Raw genomic sequence first — 17,831 nt, 5'->3', positions numbered from 1 at the left:
GTCCGCACAAAGATAATTTTCTGTGGCGGGCGCGGCGCGGCAGTCAGGCGATATAATTGGCCGCATGCAAGGAAGGTGCTCCCGTAATCGTGCTGACTCCCCTCCTTGTGTGTGGCTTCAATTTCAATCCTTGATATACCGATGTTTTTAGGCATGGCTTGGCGGAATTATGTATACGTAGCGAACTTCTCGATCGGCTACCCTGTGTAGTCATATTGAAGATCACTTGCGCGTACGGTGACTTCCGGCGGGGGTTCATATGGGGGATCACATTGGGGATCAGGTTGGGGATCCTGTTAGAGCGCCACCCCCTCCGGCATGCGAAGGCCCTGCTCATGGGTGGTCTAGGGGGATCCGCTGGTGTCCCAGACTCGCTTGTCCACAAGCCGGTGACACATCGGGGCGGGCTGATCGTCGGCGGTCGTCCGGTCTGCCGAAATGGGTCCTCAATTCCAATACAGCGTGCCTTGCGCGTGCTTCGGACGCCGACCGTCAGACTGTCGTCGTAACATCCTGGCGGGAGTGGTCGATAAGAGGTGGCGACTACTTCGTAGAGAAAGCCCGGTGGCTCACCATGGCGACTCCTGAACAGCTTCCCGCTGACGAACCCAGTGCCGAAGCGCTCCGAGTTCTCCTGACGGCGCACAGAGGAATGCTCGAAAACGCCGAGTACCACGAGTTCGTCGATGTCGGGTTCGCACTGCAACTCCACCACAAGCTAGCCACCGTGCTGGATCGATGGGACTCGTTCGACCGCGACCAGATGGACCAGATCGTGGACACCGTCTGCTACTTCGTCGAACCAGGCGACGAAGAGCACGACCTGCTCAGCCCTATCGGATTCGTCGACGACGCGGAGAAAGTGGACGACCTGCTGCAGAGGATCGCGCCCGACCTGCTCAGCTGAGCGGCAGGTACGGTGACGGCCGGCCGTGCCAGGTCACAACCAATTGATCCCGTGCGCGGGTGCAAGCGACGTAGAGCAACAGGCGTTCCCGCTGCTCTACGTCGGGGCGGTCCTCCACTGCCGCGTTATCGAGCAACCACCGCAGTGGCACGGTTGATTCGGACACCCCTGCGACCAAAACCCGGGCAAACTCCATTCCCTTCGCCCGATGCATCGTGGCCACTCGGACGCCCTTCCCCGTTCCGTCCGCGTCACTCGTCAACGTCTCGGCAGGAACGCCTTCCTGCCGCAGCATGTGCACCAGGTCGTCGCGCTCACGATTGGTCCTGACCAAGACTCCGATCGATCCGGGCTTGAGTGAGCCCTCCGGCTGACCGGTCAGCCAGTCGCGGATCGTCCGGACGATGAAGTCGGCCTCGTCGGCGGTGCTCGCGGCACTGTGCAGAATCGGCTCGGGGCCACTCAGCCGTGATCGGTAGCCCACGCGGGTCTCCTCGTCACCTTGGAGGTCTACGACCTTGCCACCGTCGAGGATTCGCAGGCCGAACCTCAGGTTCTGCCGCGTGGTGCGGTAGTTCAAGGTCAACTTCCGCGAACGCCCGCGCACGTCGATACCGAAGTGACCCAACACCAGTCTTTCCCCGTAGACCCGCTGGTGGCTGTCCTCGCAGATGAACAAGTCGTTCGCTCCCTTGGGAACGAGCCTGCGCAACATCAGCCAATGCGAGGCGCTGAGGTCCTGTCCTTCATCCACCACGACGTGGTCGAACAGGTCACGAGCGTCCCGCTTGTCCTCGCCGGCCAGTACCTCCGCCGCCCGCGCGACGAGCGCCGCGAACGTCGTCTTCCCATCGGCCAGCAGACGACGCTGGAACAGGTCTACGACCTCCCAGATCCTCTTGCGTTGCAGCCAGTTCAGCCGCACCCCGCGACCTCGACGTGGTGCCTTGAGGTAGTGCTGCCGATCGGTGATCTCTTGCGCGAGAATGACGTTGCGGTATTCCGCCGCAAGGAAGCCGGGTGTCAACATCCGGGTGTCGTCGGGTGTCAGATCGGGCAGATCTTGGACGACCTGCTCCCACAACCGGTCCTCTTCAAGTTGCGGAATGACCCTCGGTACGTGTCCGTCGGCCCGAGCGACCATTTGCCTGGCGAGGCTGTCCACTCCCATGACCCGGACCGTGCCCGGTTCCACCGCACCGGTGCCGAGATTGACACGTGCAGGCCCCGCCAGTTGGGCGAGATCGCCCTGTAGTTGAGTGGCCAACGTCTTGGTGAACGTCGTCAGGAGGACACGTGCGCCACCAGACCTGCTTGCGAGGAAAGAGGCTCGGTGGATGGCAGCGACCGTTTTGCCGGTGCCCGCGCCGCCGCTGAGTCGGAACGACCCATTCCACTGCTCGCGGTACGCCACGGACCGCTGCTCCGGGTGGAGAAAAGTACGCCAGTAGCTGAAGTCGCTCTCCAGCATTGCGCGGAGTTCGTCGTCGTTGTCGTCGGTGACGACGACGAACTGCATCCGCGAAGCCGGATGCTGCAACGCGGTGCCGAAGTCGTCAGCCTCGATCCCGCCCGTCGTCCGGTCGGACGACGGGCCGTATTGCTTGCGCACGTCGTCGAGGCTTGTGCCGTAGGCGAGTTGGAGCAGGGCATCACCTTGCCACTCGGGCAACGCGAGGCACAGTTCCTGGAGGTCGTCTTCGTCGGTGATCTCCACAATGCGCTCAGCTACTTGCTCCAAGACACCCAGACTCACGATCTCAGCAACCGAGAACGGCAGCAGTCGCGGCAGGTCCTGACGTCGCTTCGCCAGCGTCTCGGGCTTGCTGACGCGCGCCACGTCCTGGTGCCGCAGCACTTCGGCGATGCCGTTGACCGGGTTCACCCGGAGCTCGATCGTCTCCGCCAAGCGGTAGGCGTCGTCGTGCTTCTTGATGCCCGCCAGGAGGTAGAACGCCTCGCCGCCGACGCTCATGTCGAACAGCACCGCTCGGTAGTTGAGGTCGACCCGCGCCGTGCGGACGCGCTTGTCGATCGCGCCCTGCGGCTGCTTGAAATCAAGCCCGGTCAGGTCGCTGTCCGTATTCAACTTGCGTACGAAGTCCCATGCCTTGCCCTTGAGCGAGCCGTCGACATCGAGGTCTTTGTGGAAGTCCTTGGAGAAGACCACGGACATTAGTCAATATCCCCCTTCATGACTGCGGCGGCGGCCTCGCCGACCTCGTCCGGTCCGAAAACCGACCACCCGTTGTCGACGAGCGCGTCGCGCGTTTCAGGGTCCTCGTCGACCAGCACGGCGACCTGGTGGCGAGGCCAGGCGAGATCGATCACAAAGTCGCCGTCGGCGGCCTCGTGCCCTGGTTCAGGAATCGGGATGTCGTGACGCGACAGCTCGGTGATGGCGAGGTCGATCTTCGGGCCGAACTCGCCAAGCAAAGGCCGCCACCTGATGTCGATGGTCGGCTGTGCTGAGTCCTCACGCCTCCGCATCCGGTCGGCTCCAGGCAGGGGGGAGGATGAGGTCCCTGCGGAGAAACGCCCGTCATCGAGGAACTGGAGGAGGTTGGACAACGCGAGCCAGTCGCGCCATGCCTGCTCGTTCTCCGGACCGGCGATGGTCTCCGGTCGATCGTCGACCCCGAGATAGACGCGCACCGCGGCCGGTTGCTCGACGTCGATCAGCGTGGTCGCAGCACCTGCGGATCGCCGCTGGAGCACTGACCTGCCCTCTGCTGATCCCTTGACGCTCTCGCCCCGGATAGCCGCGGCCAGCGCATCGACCACATCGGCATCGGATAGCCGAACCGCATCGCGCTTAGAGGCGCCCGTCAGTGCGAGAGCCAGTGCCGTTGCCGGTCCGGACCACGCGTTCTCGTCGGGACGACAGAGGAAGTGCGTCAGCTGACTGACGGCATCACCTCCCAGGTCGGCGACGGCGACGGTATTGGGGCCGAACAACTTCGGGTTGCCCGCCAACCGGCGCAGCGTCTGGTGTTGCTCGCCGGTGAGGAACACCAGGCCTGTGGCGGGATCACCGTCGACCGCTTGCGCAAAGACGTCCAGGTCGTCGTGAGTGACCGCCCAGACCAGGTATCCCTCGGCACGCAAGCCCGCGCGTTTCTCCGCGTCATCGGCGAGGCGGTTGTGCTCTGCGGAGGCATGGAACGACTGTCCGTCGCAGAACACGGCGATCTTGGGGATGGAGGGGTCGTCGGCGGAGAGGACGAAGTCCGGTTGGACGTACCCGAGTCTGGGTTGGGCCGTCAGCGTCCAGGTCTGCGCGGAGTTACCGCTGTTGAGCCGGAAGGTCAACTGGTCACCGCCCGCGGCGGGCGAAATCCTCGGCTCGGCCTTCTCCTTCTTCGCCCATTCATTGAGCAACGCGCGGAAGCGCAGTTCGAGCGGCGTCTCATGCGGACTGACCGTGATCGCTCGAAGTGAGGTCAGGTCGTGGACGACCCACTTGGCGAGGATGTCCCGCAACAGCTCCAACGCGCGATCCCGGCGGACGAGCTGTACCGCGGATGGAGGCACGTACGGGAGCAGGCATCGGTGGCATGCCGCGACCGATTCCGCGGCGCACTTGCACTCGGCCAGCGCTCCGGCCGCAGCGGTGAGCAGTGACCGCACTTCGTCCGGATCGGCGAACTGGGCCAGGTAGCCCGTACCACCCGGCACCCGGTCGTGCAGGACCAACAGGTGGCGCCGTCCGTGACTGCCCGGGTCGGGTGCGACGAGCACGTCGAGGTGGTCCGGCTCGCCGCCGAGGATCTTGCGCAGGCCGAGTAGCAACGCGGCACGCATGGAGTGGAGCAGCGTTTCGTCGGCGATGACGATGGGTGGTACGAGCAGCCGCACCACCTGGGTGCGCAGCTCGTGCAGCAGCGCTACCTGCACCCAGTCGTCCGGGTCGGGGTGGTGGCGTTGCGGGCACCAGCCGCGGTGCCTGGCGTCGGCTCGGTCGTGCACCCGCGGTTGGGCGGCGGGCACGACACCACAGTGCTTGCAGGCATCGAACAGCGGCGCCTGGATCGTCTCTCCGGCGATGATCCGCTCGGCGCCGCCGGTGTCGGCCCTTCCGAGGTTGATCCAGCGGATGTCGGCGGTACGTGCGAACTCGGCGCCGAAGGGGTAGTCCCGCAGTCCCCACGCCTTAGTGATCTCCTGCTGAGGAACGTCGATGGCCGCGGCGACAGTGAAGCGCAACCGCTTGCGCTCCTCGTCCTCATCGCCGAACCTGGCGCCGTCGCGTGAGGCGAAGGCGGATGCCTTGCGGAACCGCACGGCCGTCACCAACTGACCGGTGTCGGCGGCCCGGTTGTCCTGGCACCGAGGACACCTGGTCGGACCCGTGTCCTGGGCCGACCAGCCGCAAGCAGGGCAGAAGCGCCACCGCAGCAGCTTCGGGTTGCGCACCGACCCGAGATCGACCGCATCGACGTTGAGCGCCGATCCGTTGACGTAGAACGTGCTGCCCGGCGCGAGTTCATGCAACGCGACCTGGCTGCCACGTTCGTAGGTCGACCGCTCGACGGCCGACTGCCCTGTTCGCTCATCGGTCCACGTGAGCCCCACGTCAAGAGTGGTCCGGTCGTCGAGCAGGGTGTAGTTCGGCAGCAAGCCCATGCTTTCCAGCGCGGTGACCCAGTACTGCCTGCGCAGGGCGTTGATCTGGCTGGTCGCCGCACGGTGTTCACCGCGCAGCCGGTTGAGATCCCGCTTCCCGACGTCGTCGAGTAGAGCTTCTTGCGCTTGGACGCGTTCGCGCTCCTCACTCAACGCAGCGGCCCGCGCCTGTAGTTCGGCCATGTCCGTGAGCCACGTTCGAATGGCCTGTTCAACGTCGCGTTCCATGGGCGACACCTCGTCACGGCCGAGGCCCACGCCCGCCCAGTCGGCGAGCATCACCTCGGTGTCTGGGGCGACGTGGCCGCGGAAACCCGACAGGAACTCATCGACGTAGGCCACCGCGTGCTCGCGACCGTCGTGCAGCAGGTCGCGCATCCACGACCCGTCGACCAGGGCTGTGGAGAGCATCTTCCCAGCTGTGCGAGGAGGCTTTCCGCGGTGGGTCCGAGCCGCTCGATCGATCAACGACGCAAAGTACTGGCGTCGAATGATCTCCGCTGCGTCCAAGTGGCACGCAGGAGGCACGACTTCACCGTCGATCATGTCCAACGGCTCGGCCAGCCAGTGCAGCTCGATGCCCTGACCGGGCAGGACGGCGAACACCAACGCGCTGCCTGTCTGTCGCCCGGCTCGCCCGACCCGCTGCAAGTAGCCCGCGACGCTGCGCGGTAGGGATGTGAGACCTACGACTGACAGGTCCCCGATGTCGATGCCGAGTTCGAGGGTCGGGGTACACGTCAGGACGTTCGGAGCGTTCGGAGTGGGACTACCTTTGAACGCCTTTTCCACGGATACCCGGGTTTCCGCGTCAAGCAGGCCGGTGTGCTCGTGGGCGGAGATGCGCCGAACCCGACCACTGGAGTACAGCCCGCGGTAGTAGTCACCGTCGAACACCTCGGCGCGAAGCGTGCCCGAGCAACGGTTGCGCAGACAGGGACCGTCCGCGAGCTGACCGGTGATCTCCCGGACTCCGGGGAACCGCAGCGAACACACGTCACAGCGTAGGACGTCGGCCGCCGACTCCTGGTGGACCGGATCGACGGCGACCGTGTCCGGTTCCAGGTAGTACACCTTGACGCCGGACTTGGTGAGTGCGTGGGACACGACGTGCTCGGCGTGCAAGGTCTCGAACAGGGCGCGCACGAGCAGCGGCGCCTCTGATTCGGGGATCTTCAAGCAGCGCGACGTCCACCAGCTGTACCAGGTGCCACGGGCTACAACGCTGTCGAACGCTTCGGACCTGGCCGCAGTCGTCGGGAATGCCGGAGCCGGCCGACCGGAAGGAAAGGCGGGCATCTCCTCGGGGCGTCCGCCCCAGATCGACCACCGGTTGCCGTCCTCGCTGATGTACTTCGTCAGCCACTGGTGGTTGATGCCCCCTTGGAGGCGCATCCTTTCCAGGACACCTCTGATCCAGGCGAGCGAGTTCACGCCGTCGACCGGGAGTTCGAGGTGTGGCCGTTCCTCCTTATGTTCGGCGACGACGGCTGCGGCGATCCTTGCCAGTTTCTCCGGTGATCCGGCTTCGACGTGCGCGGTGGCAGTTCCGGTGAGTTCCAGGGTCCGCCCGGTACGTGCGTTCAACCCGAATTCCAGGATCGCTGAGAAGGCCGCACGCTTCTTCACCGCGGTGCGCAGTGAGCTGGGACTGCGCTTCTCCTCCCAGAACGGCTTGTACTTGACATCGCTCGCCATCTCCGGAGGCAGCAGTGCGTAGCGTTCGTCTGGAGTCTTCGCGGCGGCCAGCAGCGCGCTGTCCAGCTCGGCCAACGTGGTCCGTCCGGAGCCGATGGCTCTGACGAGCAGTGCACGGAAGTTGAGCGCGTAGGAACGGGATTCGATGAACCCGGCCCGGTGCGCGGCGTCCTGAACGCTGTCGGTGAAGACCAGTGTCTTCTTCTGCTCCGGCTCGACGTCCTGACTGCCGAAGAGGTGGCCGAGCGACACGGAGGTGAGGGTGGCGACCCTCGAACCCAGGAAACGGATGCCCTCATCGAGCCCGCAGGATGGACAACGATCCCGGCGCGCGGCATCGTCGTCGGGAGTGGCCAGCACGGGCAGGCCGTCGTTGTTGTCCGGTTTCGTGGAACTGAGTTCCAGAGTGATCGGATCAAGCCAGTTCAATTGTTGAAGGTCGCCCGCTCGCAACTCGCCCGGTGCGTGGATCAGCGCACGGAACCGGCCCGTCTTGCGCACGCTCTGCTGGCGGATGTGCTGTGTCCGAGCTTCGAGGGCGACGTCACGGGACCGCCGAGCGGTGCCCCAACCCGAGCGCCCGCAATGCCGGCAGTAGATCGCCGGAAGGTACCGGTCTTCCACGTCGGTACGCGAACCGTCCATGCCCCAGTGGAACTCCGGAACTGATGACACCCGCCGGTCGACCCTGCTCACCTCGCGGATCCACAACTGGATGTCCACCTGCAACAGCGGACGGTCGCCGGTCCGAGCGTGGGACAGCAGGGCGAGGAACGCCGAGATGGCGTTCTCGGCAGCCTCGCGGCGGCCAACCCACTGCGGTGCGACCTCGCGCACCAGTTCACCGAAGTCGCGTGGGGTTGGCGCTTCTTCGAGGAGCCGTCTGGTCAGGGGGTGACGCATCAAACGTAGACCCAGGCCGTGCCGATCGGTGACGTGATCCGGCGTCGCGGCGTCGATGTTCCCAGCGTTGCGGAAAAACGCGTCTGCCACCGCGTTCAGTAGGACGACGTGTGTTTCGCCCGGAACCACAGGAGGGACCCGTTCGAGCAGCGGGAGTTCGTCGTAGACGATCTCCTCTGCTGCGTACGCGTCGGCGAGCCACTCGTCGGCGCCCATCCGCTGTTCGCCGACCACCGCTTCCTCGTCGAACGGCTCACCGAACACCTTCCCGGCGAAGCCGAGCAGCTTGCCACCGGCTCGTCCGCCATCGCCAAGCGTTGCCGAGGTGGCTACCGGAGTGATCCGGCCCAACGGCCTGCCCGGTTCGCTCACGCCCAGGGCCATGCCGAGCCTGCGGAGCAGCATCGCGACGTCCGTGCCCTGAGCACCGTCGTAGGTGTGGAACTCGTCGAGGACCACGTATTGGAGCGAGTGCCGCGACGTCGCCCAGAGGTCCGAGTCCTCTGGGCGCAAGAGCAGGAAGTCCAACATCTTGTAGTTGGTGAGCAGGATGTCGGGCGGGTTGTCGCGGATCTCCCGCTTGTGCTCGATGAGGGAGTCGGCGGTCATCCGCGTCGCGGTGCCGGAGTCACCGGTGTAGAGGGCCGCGGTCACGCCGCCGAGGTCGTCCGCGTGGTCGTCGATCATCGCCGCGATGCGCCGGGCCTGGTCGTTGGCCAGCGCGTTCATCGGGTAGAGCAGTAGCGCCTTGATCCCGTGCTGTCCGGCGGCGCGGGCACGCCGGCAGTGGTCGAGGAGCGGGATCAGGAAGGACTCGGTCTTGCCCGATCCCGTGCCTGTGGTGACCAGCGTTGGGAGCGGGCGGCGGTGCTTGGAACTCAGCCGCTCGAAAGCCTGAGCCTGGTGTCGGTAGGGAGAGAAGCCGACCGGCGCCCAGTCGAGCGAATCCTGCCACCCTTCGGTGGCGGGTTGGAACGGCAACCTCAGGCGAACGTAGGGGCCCCGGAAGATCCCGTCAGTTGGGTCGCCGAGGAACCCTTCCAGACGCTCGCGCACATCATCGTCCGCCAAGGCGAACGTGGTGCCCAGGTATCCGGACAGTGCGGCACGCAATTCGCCCGCTATCAGCGACGGCAGCACGCTTCTCCCTCTCCGGACGACCAAAGCCCTGACGTCTCATGTAACCAGATCACTCGACCGGGTGACCTCCGAGTCGGGAAGATCGTGATCTGCTCACCCGATCGAGTGATTATCAGATATTCGCGAAGAAATCCGGGTCCACCGATACATCCTGGACCACGCGTTCCGTCGTGGATATACCCAGCCTGTGCTCGCGCAGGAGTTCGACCAGTTCATCGCCGTCGATGAGGTCGAGCGGCGGCGCTCCATCACGTGTGGACTCCGCCCGAGCACCGGAGGTGAAGCTGCCGGTCGTGATGAGCAGACCCTTCTCCCCGCGGCCGATCATCGCGCCCCGGAAGTCACGCACCTGGGACGAGCCGACGGTGCCTGCGTACCGCTTGCACTGGAAGAAGACCGGGAAAGACACGAGGGACATTCGGTATACGCCGACACCGTCGATGCCGCCGTCACCTGATCGGCCGGTGACGATGACGTTCACAAAACCCGCCTGACGAAGCAGCCGCTGGCAGAGACGCTCGAAGGCCGTCGGATCCATCGAACGCACTGCCGTCAACGCCTTGGTTTGCCAGGTCTCTTCGGTCGACATGGGTTCCTCGGCCTCGGTGGTAGCCGAATCAGCCGTCCGCTTCCGACTGCGCTTGCGGGCGAGGCGTCGCCGGCGGATCTCCTGCTCGTCGATTTCCTGGCCGTCCTTCGTCAGCGCCCACACGCCGCGGCTGACATTCTCGATCAATCCGAGGTTCTTTGCGAACGAGCGTGCCCATCCCAGGCGGTACGGGATCTCCGGTACGCCGTTGCCTGCGTCGTACCGCTGCTGTTCCTCGGTGATGCCTTCGAGACGGATCGCTCGATCGTTGATCTCCTCGATGCGCCCGGAACCACCGAGCTCGCGCAACGCCCGCACTACAGCCCAAATCAAGGTGTAGGCGGGCGGGATTGGGACTTCCACGCTGGTCGACGTCACACCATGCCCTTCATGCGTTCGGTGAACACCTCGTACGCACGGGTCATGTCCTTCTCGCGGTCCACAGGTGTGAACGGCAGGACGTATCGGCCGAGGTCGGCGCGATCACCCTTCTTGTCGTACTCCTTGAGCACGTCGTTGGGCACTTGGCGGCCGTTGGCGTCGAACTGCATGACCCGCTCGTACTTGCGGAGTACGCCGAACTGGGTGCGGTAGATCGTGCAAAGCTCCTCGGCGGTGATGTCGAGCATAATCGCCGTGATCGCGTCGATCTCCACCAACGCTTGCCGCCGGTCGAAGTCCGTGCGCAATGGCGTCCCCCATCGCCAGTCCGGAGTCACGTCGCCGAGGGCTGGCCGGTCGTTGCGGTCGTGAGTCCAGGCGTCGCGCTGCCAAGCCTCGTCGTACAGCTCAGTCCATAGCGGTTCGTAGGCGCGAGTGAGGCAGTTCATGCGCAGGGTACGGAGGATGAGCGCGGCTTCAAGGGAATGGCCGCGAACATGTGGGAAACGCCGGGCGAACTCTGCTTGCACTTTCGAGGCGCCCGCAGCCTTGACGAGAAAATCAAGCGCAAGTGATGACCAAAATCCGGCCGCCATCACAAGATCGTCAAGGTTGTCTGCCGTCAGCGTGTGGACCACGTGGACGTGCATCGGACCGGGCGGAATCAATGCAGAGTGCAGCGAGCGAACGGTTGATGTGTCAACCATGTTCCGCCAGGCTAGTCGCCAAAACTGATTACTGGGCTTGCCTTTCCATGTTGGCTGGCCAGCGATGTAGTCGTCGGGCGATAGTGTGCGCTGATAGCTAGTGCGGGGAATTGTGTCTTCGTGCAACTCCTCCAAGATCCACGTTTCGTAGTCTTGGTTGCTGCGCATCGAAGGGCGTGGCTGTTTGGCAAACGGCGTTGCCACGGTGAGATGCGGGCCTTGGAGAATTACGTCGTCCCAAGTTGGCGGTATTGCTGAGCGCGCCGCGAAGTAGCCTGCAGAACGATCGGCGCTCTCATGCCATCCAGGAGTCCACTGGAACTCGATTGAGCTCAGCCGGGGTGCGCGGGCCATCTTGTCGAGCACTGCCTGGCTTGCGCGATTCACTGGTCGCAGCATCCGTGCTTCCAGGGCTGGAGTGCTGGGCTCGTCTACCAATGCTGCCCACTGTGCGAGTATATCCTCGTCGACTTCGACGATCCGTCCCTTATGGGGTCGTACATCCCACTGGTCGGAGTCGTCTTTAATTCCAGGCTCATCGCCAGAGTTGTCATGCGCCAACGACCTGGTCAGGACGTCAGGGTGGTACAGGGTGAAGGCGCTCAAAAAATTTACTGGACGCCTTTGTCCGTAGATCTGCACACCGTACTCGCGTGTGTCCTTGATTTCGAACAGCTTAAGCTCATTCCGGAAGCCCCAGTGACGTCGCAGGCGCTGGTAGGTCTCTCGCCGAAGACCACCAGCGCGAGCTTCGGTGAAGTGGGTTTCCGGGTGGATGAGACCAACGATTCCGCTCGGTCCCATCGAACGCCACGTGCGATCCATGAAGCAGCGGTACAGGTCGGGTTGCGTACCTGCCAAGACAGGCCGATCCACGCCACTACCCAGATGCTCGCTCAGCGCGGCGATCGAAGCGCGCTCGTCGAGGTACGTCTCCGCGTAGCGAGCCAGGGCGGCTCGGCGATGCGCCGCTACCTCCGCGTTGGGCGGCTTGTTGGCTAGACCGAACCACGCGTCGGTCTCGGCCAAGGTCAGAGCCTCGTCCCAAGTGGGGCGCACCCACGGTGGGTTCCCGACCTGGAGATTAAAGCCGCCCCGCTCGAACACCGGCGAGAAGTCTAGCTCCCAGTGGAAGAATGCCTCGCGTTGCGAGATTTCATCGCACACCCTCAACCACGGATGGCGTTCGAGCACGTCGTCAACTGGACGTGCACCGTTGAAGTCAAGGTTGACCTGTTCCGCCTCGCCCAGCTCGACCCAGTCTTCGCTGTCGCCGAACTGTCCCTGCGCCCCGACCTTGCTCGCATCCGCCACACCGAGCAGGGCTTCAAGCCCGGTGAGCCACTGTGACCAGTCGGGCGGCTGGACGTCGGTCGTTACTGGCCAGTACCAGAGGGCACACCAGGCGTCCATCGCCCGGCGCAGTCGCCGGTACGCACCGTTGTCATCGGCGAGTGACGCCTCGATGTCCTCGCGGCTCACCTCTGCGGGCGACGAAACCGGCGCATCGCAGCCCCACACATCGATGCCGCGTCGGATCTCGGACTCGGCGATCTGCAACCGCCTCCGCGAGAAACCCCACAGCCGTTCGACCCGCCGCGCCAGGCGGAGCAGACGGTCCTGCTGACCCTTGTCCGGTGACTTGCGCACCGACGAACGCCACGCCTTAAGCGCAGTCACAACAGGCTTGCGTAGCTCAGCGGCTTCCTTGGCGTCCGCCACCGCGCCCCATCCCTGGCTGGGCAGCAGGAAGTGGTGCACCTCGTCGACATCCAGCGACTCGGAAAGCGGCCGGTCGTCTGGCACGGTCGTGAGCCACGCCTTCTTCGCCAGCTTGGTCTTCCGGTACACCGCTCGCCGTGCGCCGATGAGCGAGTTACCCCGGCGCAAGTGCAGGCCGAACCACGGCGCGCTGAGCCGTTCGTGCATGGAGTTGAGCCACAGCGAGATCTCGGCGAACTCGACCGCAGTCGAGTTGAGGTCGACGCCGTAGCACTGGTGGAGGCTCAGATACGCCTTCACCTTCTGCAACTCCCCCTGGTACTGCTCAGCAGGGATGCGCTCGCCGAGTTCGTCCTGCCGTCGTTTGAGGTACTGGTCGGCGAGCTGATTGACCGCCTCGATGAGGAACGCTCCCGATCCCAGGGCGGGCTCGCACACCGTGAAATCCAGGATCGCCTGGGCTGAGGTCTTCTCGTCGTCCTGGTCGAGGAGTTCGGCCAGCGAGTGGGTGACCACGCTTCGGGTCAGGACCTCGGGCGTGTAGTACGAGGCGCTGCGCTGCCGCTCGCGGCCGGAGAGTCGGAACACGAACGAACCGGTGTCGTGCCGCACCCGGACCATCTCGCCGGTATCCGGGTCCTTCTCGCGCACGAAAATCTCAGCGTCAGACTGTCCCAGCTCACGGCTCAGCTCCTCGGCCTTCGCGACTGGGACGACCCAGGTGCCCTTACGCGGGTCACCGCCCTTGGCGACCTCGAACAGCGGCTCCTCGGCGAAGAATCCACTGTAGGACATCAAGCCCTCGTACACGGCGCCGAGCTGGTTGATACCGAGCTGAGCATAGGAGACGAAGCCTCGGTCACGTCCCTTGCGTTGCTTGGACAGCAGTAGCTGTTCCAGGACGAGTTGCAGGCATCGGTTGCCCAGGCCGACTTCGTCAACGAGCGGCGTCGCGTTCGCGCTGAACAGGTCGGCGCGCAGCGCCACGAACCTCAGCCCGCCGCCGTCGTTGTCCGACGTGGGGTTGTGTCCCTTGTCGACTAAAACGAACAATCGGTGCAGTGACTGGTAGAGGTGGATGCCATTCTTCGCGGCATCGGTGGCCAGCGGCACGGACACCAACTCGCGCAGGCGGTCCAAGCCGTAGCCGCCGACGTACTCGGGCGCGTCGACAGGCAGTACACCCAGCTCTGGCCGTGCCTCGGCGTACAGCAGGAACAGGACGCGGTAGAGGAATCGCAACGACTGCCTGGTGAGCTGGTAGGCGAGGTCCGGCACACCTTCGACCGGCATCCCGCGGGCACGGCGTCGGCTGACGATCTCGGTGGCGACCAGCTCGATGGAGCGGCGCACGCCGTCACGAAGGTCTTGGGAGACGCCGACCGCGTGCTTGACCGACTCCTCGATGCAGCGTTGCAGCAGACAGGTGCCCTCGGCTGTGGGGAGCAGCGCGTCACCGCTGACCAGCGCGGCCACCGTCTCCAGCTCGCCTGCGGCCGTGCCGTCCTTGCGTTCGGCGACGGTGACGAGGTCGATCGCCAGCCAGCGTCCCTCGGGCCAGCGCGCGCGTTCCGCCAGCAGCAGCCAGCCGCCGGCGAGCACCAGGATGAAGGCGGGTTGGTCCTGTTCGTCGTCGGCGTGGAAGAGCGTGGACAACACTCGCGCGGTGGAGGGCTCCGGCTTCTCCCCGATCATCAGCGGCTCGATCAGGCATCCGGTGCCGGACTCGGCGTCGAGGATGTCCTCGACGCCGCGCGCGTCGTGGGCCTCCAGCACCAGCAGATGGACCTTGCCGGAGTCCCGATACACGCGGGCCGGGATGGTCAGCTCGTCCGTACCGCGCGTGACGGTGAACCGCTCCGGCGCCCGGTCGAGCCGCAACGCGGCGCAGATGTCGCGGTGCGACCCGGAGAGGGGTTCGCCGGTCGCGGGGTCCCGGTGCCGGGTGAGGGCGGCGACGAATCGGGTGCTCAGCGCCGCGAGCCCTTGGCGCGGGGTCCGCTGGTCGGCGGCCTCCCGTTCGGCCCAGTCCTTGCGCAGCGCTCGGACGCGGGCGCCGAACTCCTCCGAGAGGTAGTGCTCGGAAATGAACTCACCCTCGACGTGAATCGAGTCGAACGCGCTCATCGGGCCGACTCCTCGACGTCTGGCTTCTCGGGGACGATGATCGTGAGGACGCGAAGCATGGGGTCCTTCCTCGCGGACAGCTCGGTCACCAGGTCCAACGCCTGTTTGCCGTGCCGCTCGACGCTGCGCTTCACCGCGTTGGCGCGCACCGGTGCGAGATCGAGCGCCAACTGTTCGCTCTCCTTGCGCCACTGGCGGATGCGGTGCGCGGCACGGACCAAGGGATCCTGCACGAGCAGCGCGCGTTGCCCCTTGACCATGTCCATGTAGCCGCGCATCGCCTCGATTGCCTTGGGGATCAGAGGTTGGCACTTCTCGATGTCCACGGGATGGCCGCTGTTGATGCCGCCGTCGCGCAGACCGGCCCGGCGGAGCAGTTCGCGGACCTCGTCTTCCTGCTCGATGTACGGCGGGGCGTCCTCGTCGTAGAACGTGAGGCCGATGAGGCTGCGGAGCACGACCTGCCCGCGGCCGTTGGACAACGTGCCGAGGCCGATGACCACCGGGGAGTCGACTGCGCCGGTCACCACCGGCACCTCGTTGCGCCCGAACCGGGACAGCGCTTTGTCGACGGCCCAGTCCAGCACCGGGTGCAGCGGGCCGAGAAAATGCGCCTGCGGCCAAGACGTCGTCGATCCCACGTTCTCCCGGGCCCTGGCCAGCTCGGCTTGTCCCACGGCTTTGTCCACCGCCAGCACGAACCGCTCCCGGATGCGCCGCTCCGCGAGGTAGGACTGCGGCAAGGCGGCCAGCCTGCCCATCAGGTCGCCGGGCGGGACGAACTCGACCGTGCCCTCGTCGGGATGCTCTGCCCAGGCGATGCCACCGCTGCCGGGTGACCGGGCCGGGCTGTCGTCGTAGGCCTCGAACACGGCTTCGCGCAAGAAGTCGAGGTCGGAGCGGAACAGGTCGTAGTCGGCGATCACCTCGGGCGAGTCCGGCACTTCCTCGCCGGCGTCAGCGAACAGCTCGTCGAAGTCCCAGTCCGCCTCGTCCTGGCTGGGGTCGGGGATGACCTCGTCGAGGTCGCGGCCCTCGGCGATGGCCCGCCGCACCGCTTCCTCTTCGGCGTCCTCGTCGTGCAGCTTCATCAGCGACGCGGCGTCGCCCAGGGCTTTGTGTGCCACGTGCTCCTTGGCGAGGAGCTTGGCGAGAACTCGGATGTCCCCGGACAACCGCTCGTGCGCCGAGATCGTCGCCAGGGCCACGATCCGCGGCGGGTGCTCCTGCCCGTAGCGGTCGATGCGGCCGTTGCGCTGCTCGATGCGGATCAGGCTCCAGGGGATGTCGACGTGCACCAGGTGGTGGCATTGCGCGTGCAGGTTGACGCCCTCACTGGCCACGTCGCCGGTGATCAGCACGCGGACGGGCGTGTCGGCGCGCTTGAACTCATCTACCACGGCCATCTGCTCGGTATCCGGGAGGCTTCCGTGCAGGACGCGGAACGCGGAGGCGGGCATCTTGAGCCGTGCGGGCAGCTCGGTCCGCAGCCAGTCCAGCGTGGCCAAGCGTTCACTGAACAGCACGACCCGTTCGTTGGAGCCCGGCTTGACCCCGATCGTGGTGAGGTGCTTGACCAAGGCGTCGAGTTTGGACGACTCGCGTGCTCGCCGGGCGAGGTCGAGCAGGCGGTCGAGCGCGGCGCGCTCGCGTTTCGCGTCCGCCGGCAGGCGCTTCAGCCTGGCTTGGACCGTCTCGACCAGCGCCGCGGGCGAGGATAGGAACGCCTTCACCAGCGTCCACGGGAACAGGGAGCTGCCCTTGCCGGAGACCGGGGCGCTTCCACCGTCTGGGTAGAGCCAGATGTCCGCGAGTTCGGCGAACACGGCTTCTTCCGCGGCGTTGGCGTCGACGGCCAGGACCTCCGGTTCCAGGCGCTCGGCCCACCGCTGTCCGACGACAGCGGCGACGTCCGGCGAGTGGCGGTGACGTCGAACGAACAGGTGGGAGATGTCCTTAACGCTGTAGTCCCGCACGTCGACGATCGCGGTCGGGTCCAGGAGCTTGACCAACTCGGCGAACGACTCGCTCTTGCCGTTATGCGGCGTCGCCGACGCCAGGAGCAACGCATCGGTGTTGGGTGCGAGCACTTTCGCGAGCTTGTTGTTCTGCGTCGACGAATTGCTCAGGTTGTGCGACTCGTCGATCACCACGACGTCCCAGCGGTGCTTCTCCAGGTGCGCGCGGTACCGGGCCGACTTCAGGGTGTCCACCGATACGATCACACGCTTAAAAAATGTGAAAGGATTACGGGTGGACGGCAAGGTCTGCCGCACTCGTTGAATTCCGTCGCTGTCGAGCCGGACCAGCGGAATGGCGAACCGCGTCCACAGCTCATGCTGCATCTGTTCCAACACGTGTCGGGGCGTCACCACCAGGATGCGATCCGCGCGACCTCGTCGGGCCAGTTCCGCCAGGATCATCCCGATCTCCAGCGTCTTGCCCAGTCCCACGGCGTCCGCGAGCAGCAGGCGTGGCCGCAAGACCTCGGACGAAAGGGCCTGCGCCACCGCGCGACGCTGGTAGAGCAGGTCGTCGGCGAGCATCCGATGACAAACCGCGAGCCGCGGCTCGTGCAACGGCAGCGGGGTCTTGCGCAGGACCGACTCCAACCACAGTCGCGTGCGTCGGAACCCCGGTGAGACGTCCGCCACCAGGCGCGCCCGCTCCGGGTCCAGATGCGTGACGCCTTCTTCCAGCTCCGTGTAGAACGTCGCCTCGACGTCCCGCACGAGCTCTGACGTGCCGAGGCACGACAGCATCCACCCGTCCCCGACCGCCTCACAGGAACGGACCAACCACTCCTCGTCACGGATGACCACCGTGCTGCCGGCGGCGAACCCCACTGCTGGCTTCGTCGCGCTGCCGACCTCACCGATTGACATCCGCTCTCCTCGCGGTAGGTGAACATCGAGACTCTACTGGGCTCGCCTGCGGCTGGTGGCAAGTCCCGCGTCGGGTCAGCCGACTTATCGCCATGCAGCTCGTGACCGTTTCATGATTCGGTGAGTTGGTACCAACCTGCATCGTG

Annotated in this window: 6 protein-coding genes; 1 reads left to right on the top strand and 5 read right to left on the bottom strand. The window is 65.5% G+C overall.

The window, feature by feature from the left end; translation table 11 throughout:
* Positions 1–574: 574 nt before the first annotated feature.
* Complete coding sequence (locus AB0G01_RS11835) at positions 575–907, top strand: hypothetical protein (protein ID WP_360943054.1); 333 nt, start codon at positions 575–577, stop codon at positions 905–907.
* Here the strand turns inward: AB0G01_RS11835 and AB0G01_RS11830 are convergent.
* The 5 genes from AB0G01_RS11830 to AB0G01_RS11810 all read right to left on the bottom strand — a co-directional run bounded on the left by AB0G01_RS11830 (position 900) and on the right by AB0G01_RS11810 (position 17,685).
* The gene (locus tag AB0G01_RS11830; RefSeq protein WP_360943051.1) at positions 900–3,077 is read right to left on the bottom strand and encodes a 3'-5' exonuclease; all 2,178 of its coding nucleotides are present in this window, start codon (positions 3,075–3,077) and stop codon (positions 900–902) included. The two genes, AB0G01_RS11835 and AB0G01_RS11830, sit on opposite strands and share 8 nt — an antisense overlap.
* A 5-nt stretch (positions 3,078–3,082) precedes the next feature.
* Positions 3,083–9,274 carry a DEAD/DEAH box helicase gene (locus AB0G01_RS11825; protein ID WP_360943048.1) on the bottom strand — a complete coding sequence of 2,064 codons (6,192 nt, stop codon included), beginning with the start codon at positions 9,272–9,274 and terminating at the stop codon, positions 3,083–3,085.
* A gap of 112 nt (positions 9,275–9,386) precedes the next feature.
* Positions 9,387–10,241, bottom strand: coding sequence for a restriction endonuclease (locus AB0G01_RS11820; RefSeq protein ID WP_360943045.1), 855 nt, complete (start codon positions 10,239–10,241; stop codon positions 9,387–9,389).
* Positions 10,238–14,800, bottom strand: a complete 4,563-nt coding sequence (locus AB0G01_RS11815; protein ID WP_360943042.1) for a restriction endonuclease subunit M — start codon at positions 14,798–14,800, stop codon at positions 10,238–10,240. Before AB0G01_RS11815 ends, AB0G01_RS11820 begins: the two co-directional genes overlap by 4 nt.
* Positions 14,797–17,685, bottom strand: coding sequence for an SNF2-related protein (locus tag AB0G01_RS11810; protein ID WP_360943039.1), 2,889 nt, complete (start codon positions 17,683–17,685; stop codon positions 14,797–14,799). Before AB0G01_RS11810 ends, AB0G01_RS11815 begins: the two co-directional genes overlap by 4 nt.
* Positions 17,686–17,831: the final 146 nt, after the last annotated feature.

Source organism: Actinosynnema sp. NPDC023587 (assembly GCF_040640215.1).
Classification (GTDB): domain Bacteria; phylum Actinomycetota; class Actinomycetes; order Mycobacteriales; family Pseudonocardiaceae; genus Actinosynnema.
The sequence above is the reverse complement of the archived record's forward strand: the minus strand, read 5'-3'. Positions and strand labels throughout refer to the sequence as shown.

Bases quoted from the DNA above. Each gene is read 5' to 3' on its own strand.
- AB0G01_RS11835 (WP_360943054.1), top strand. From the start codon at position 575: ATGGCGACTCCTGAACAGCTTCCCGCTGACGAACCCAGTGCCGAAGCG.
- AB0G01_RS11815 (WP_360943042.1), bottom strand. From the start codon at position 14,800: ATGAGCGCGTTCGACTCGATTCACGTCGAGGGTGAGTTCATTTCCGAG.
- AB0G01_RS11810 (WP_360943039.1), bottom strand. From the start codon at position 17,685: ATGTCAATCGGTGAGGTCGGCAGCGCGACGAAGCCAGCAGTGGGGTTC.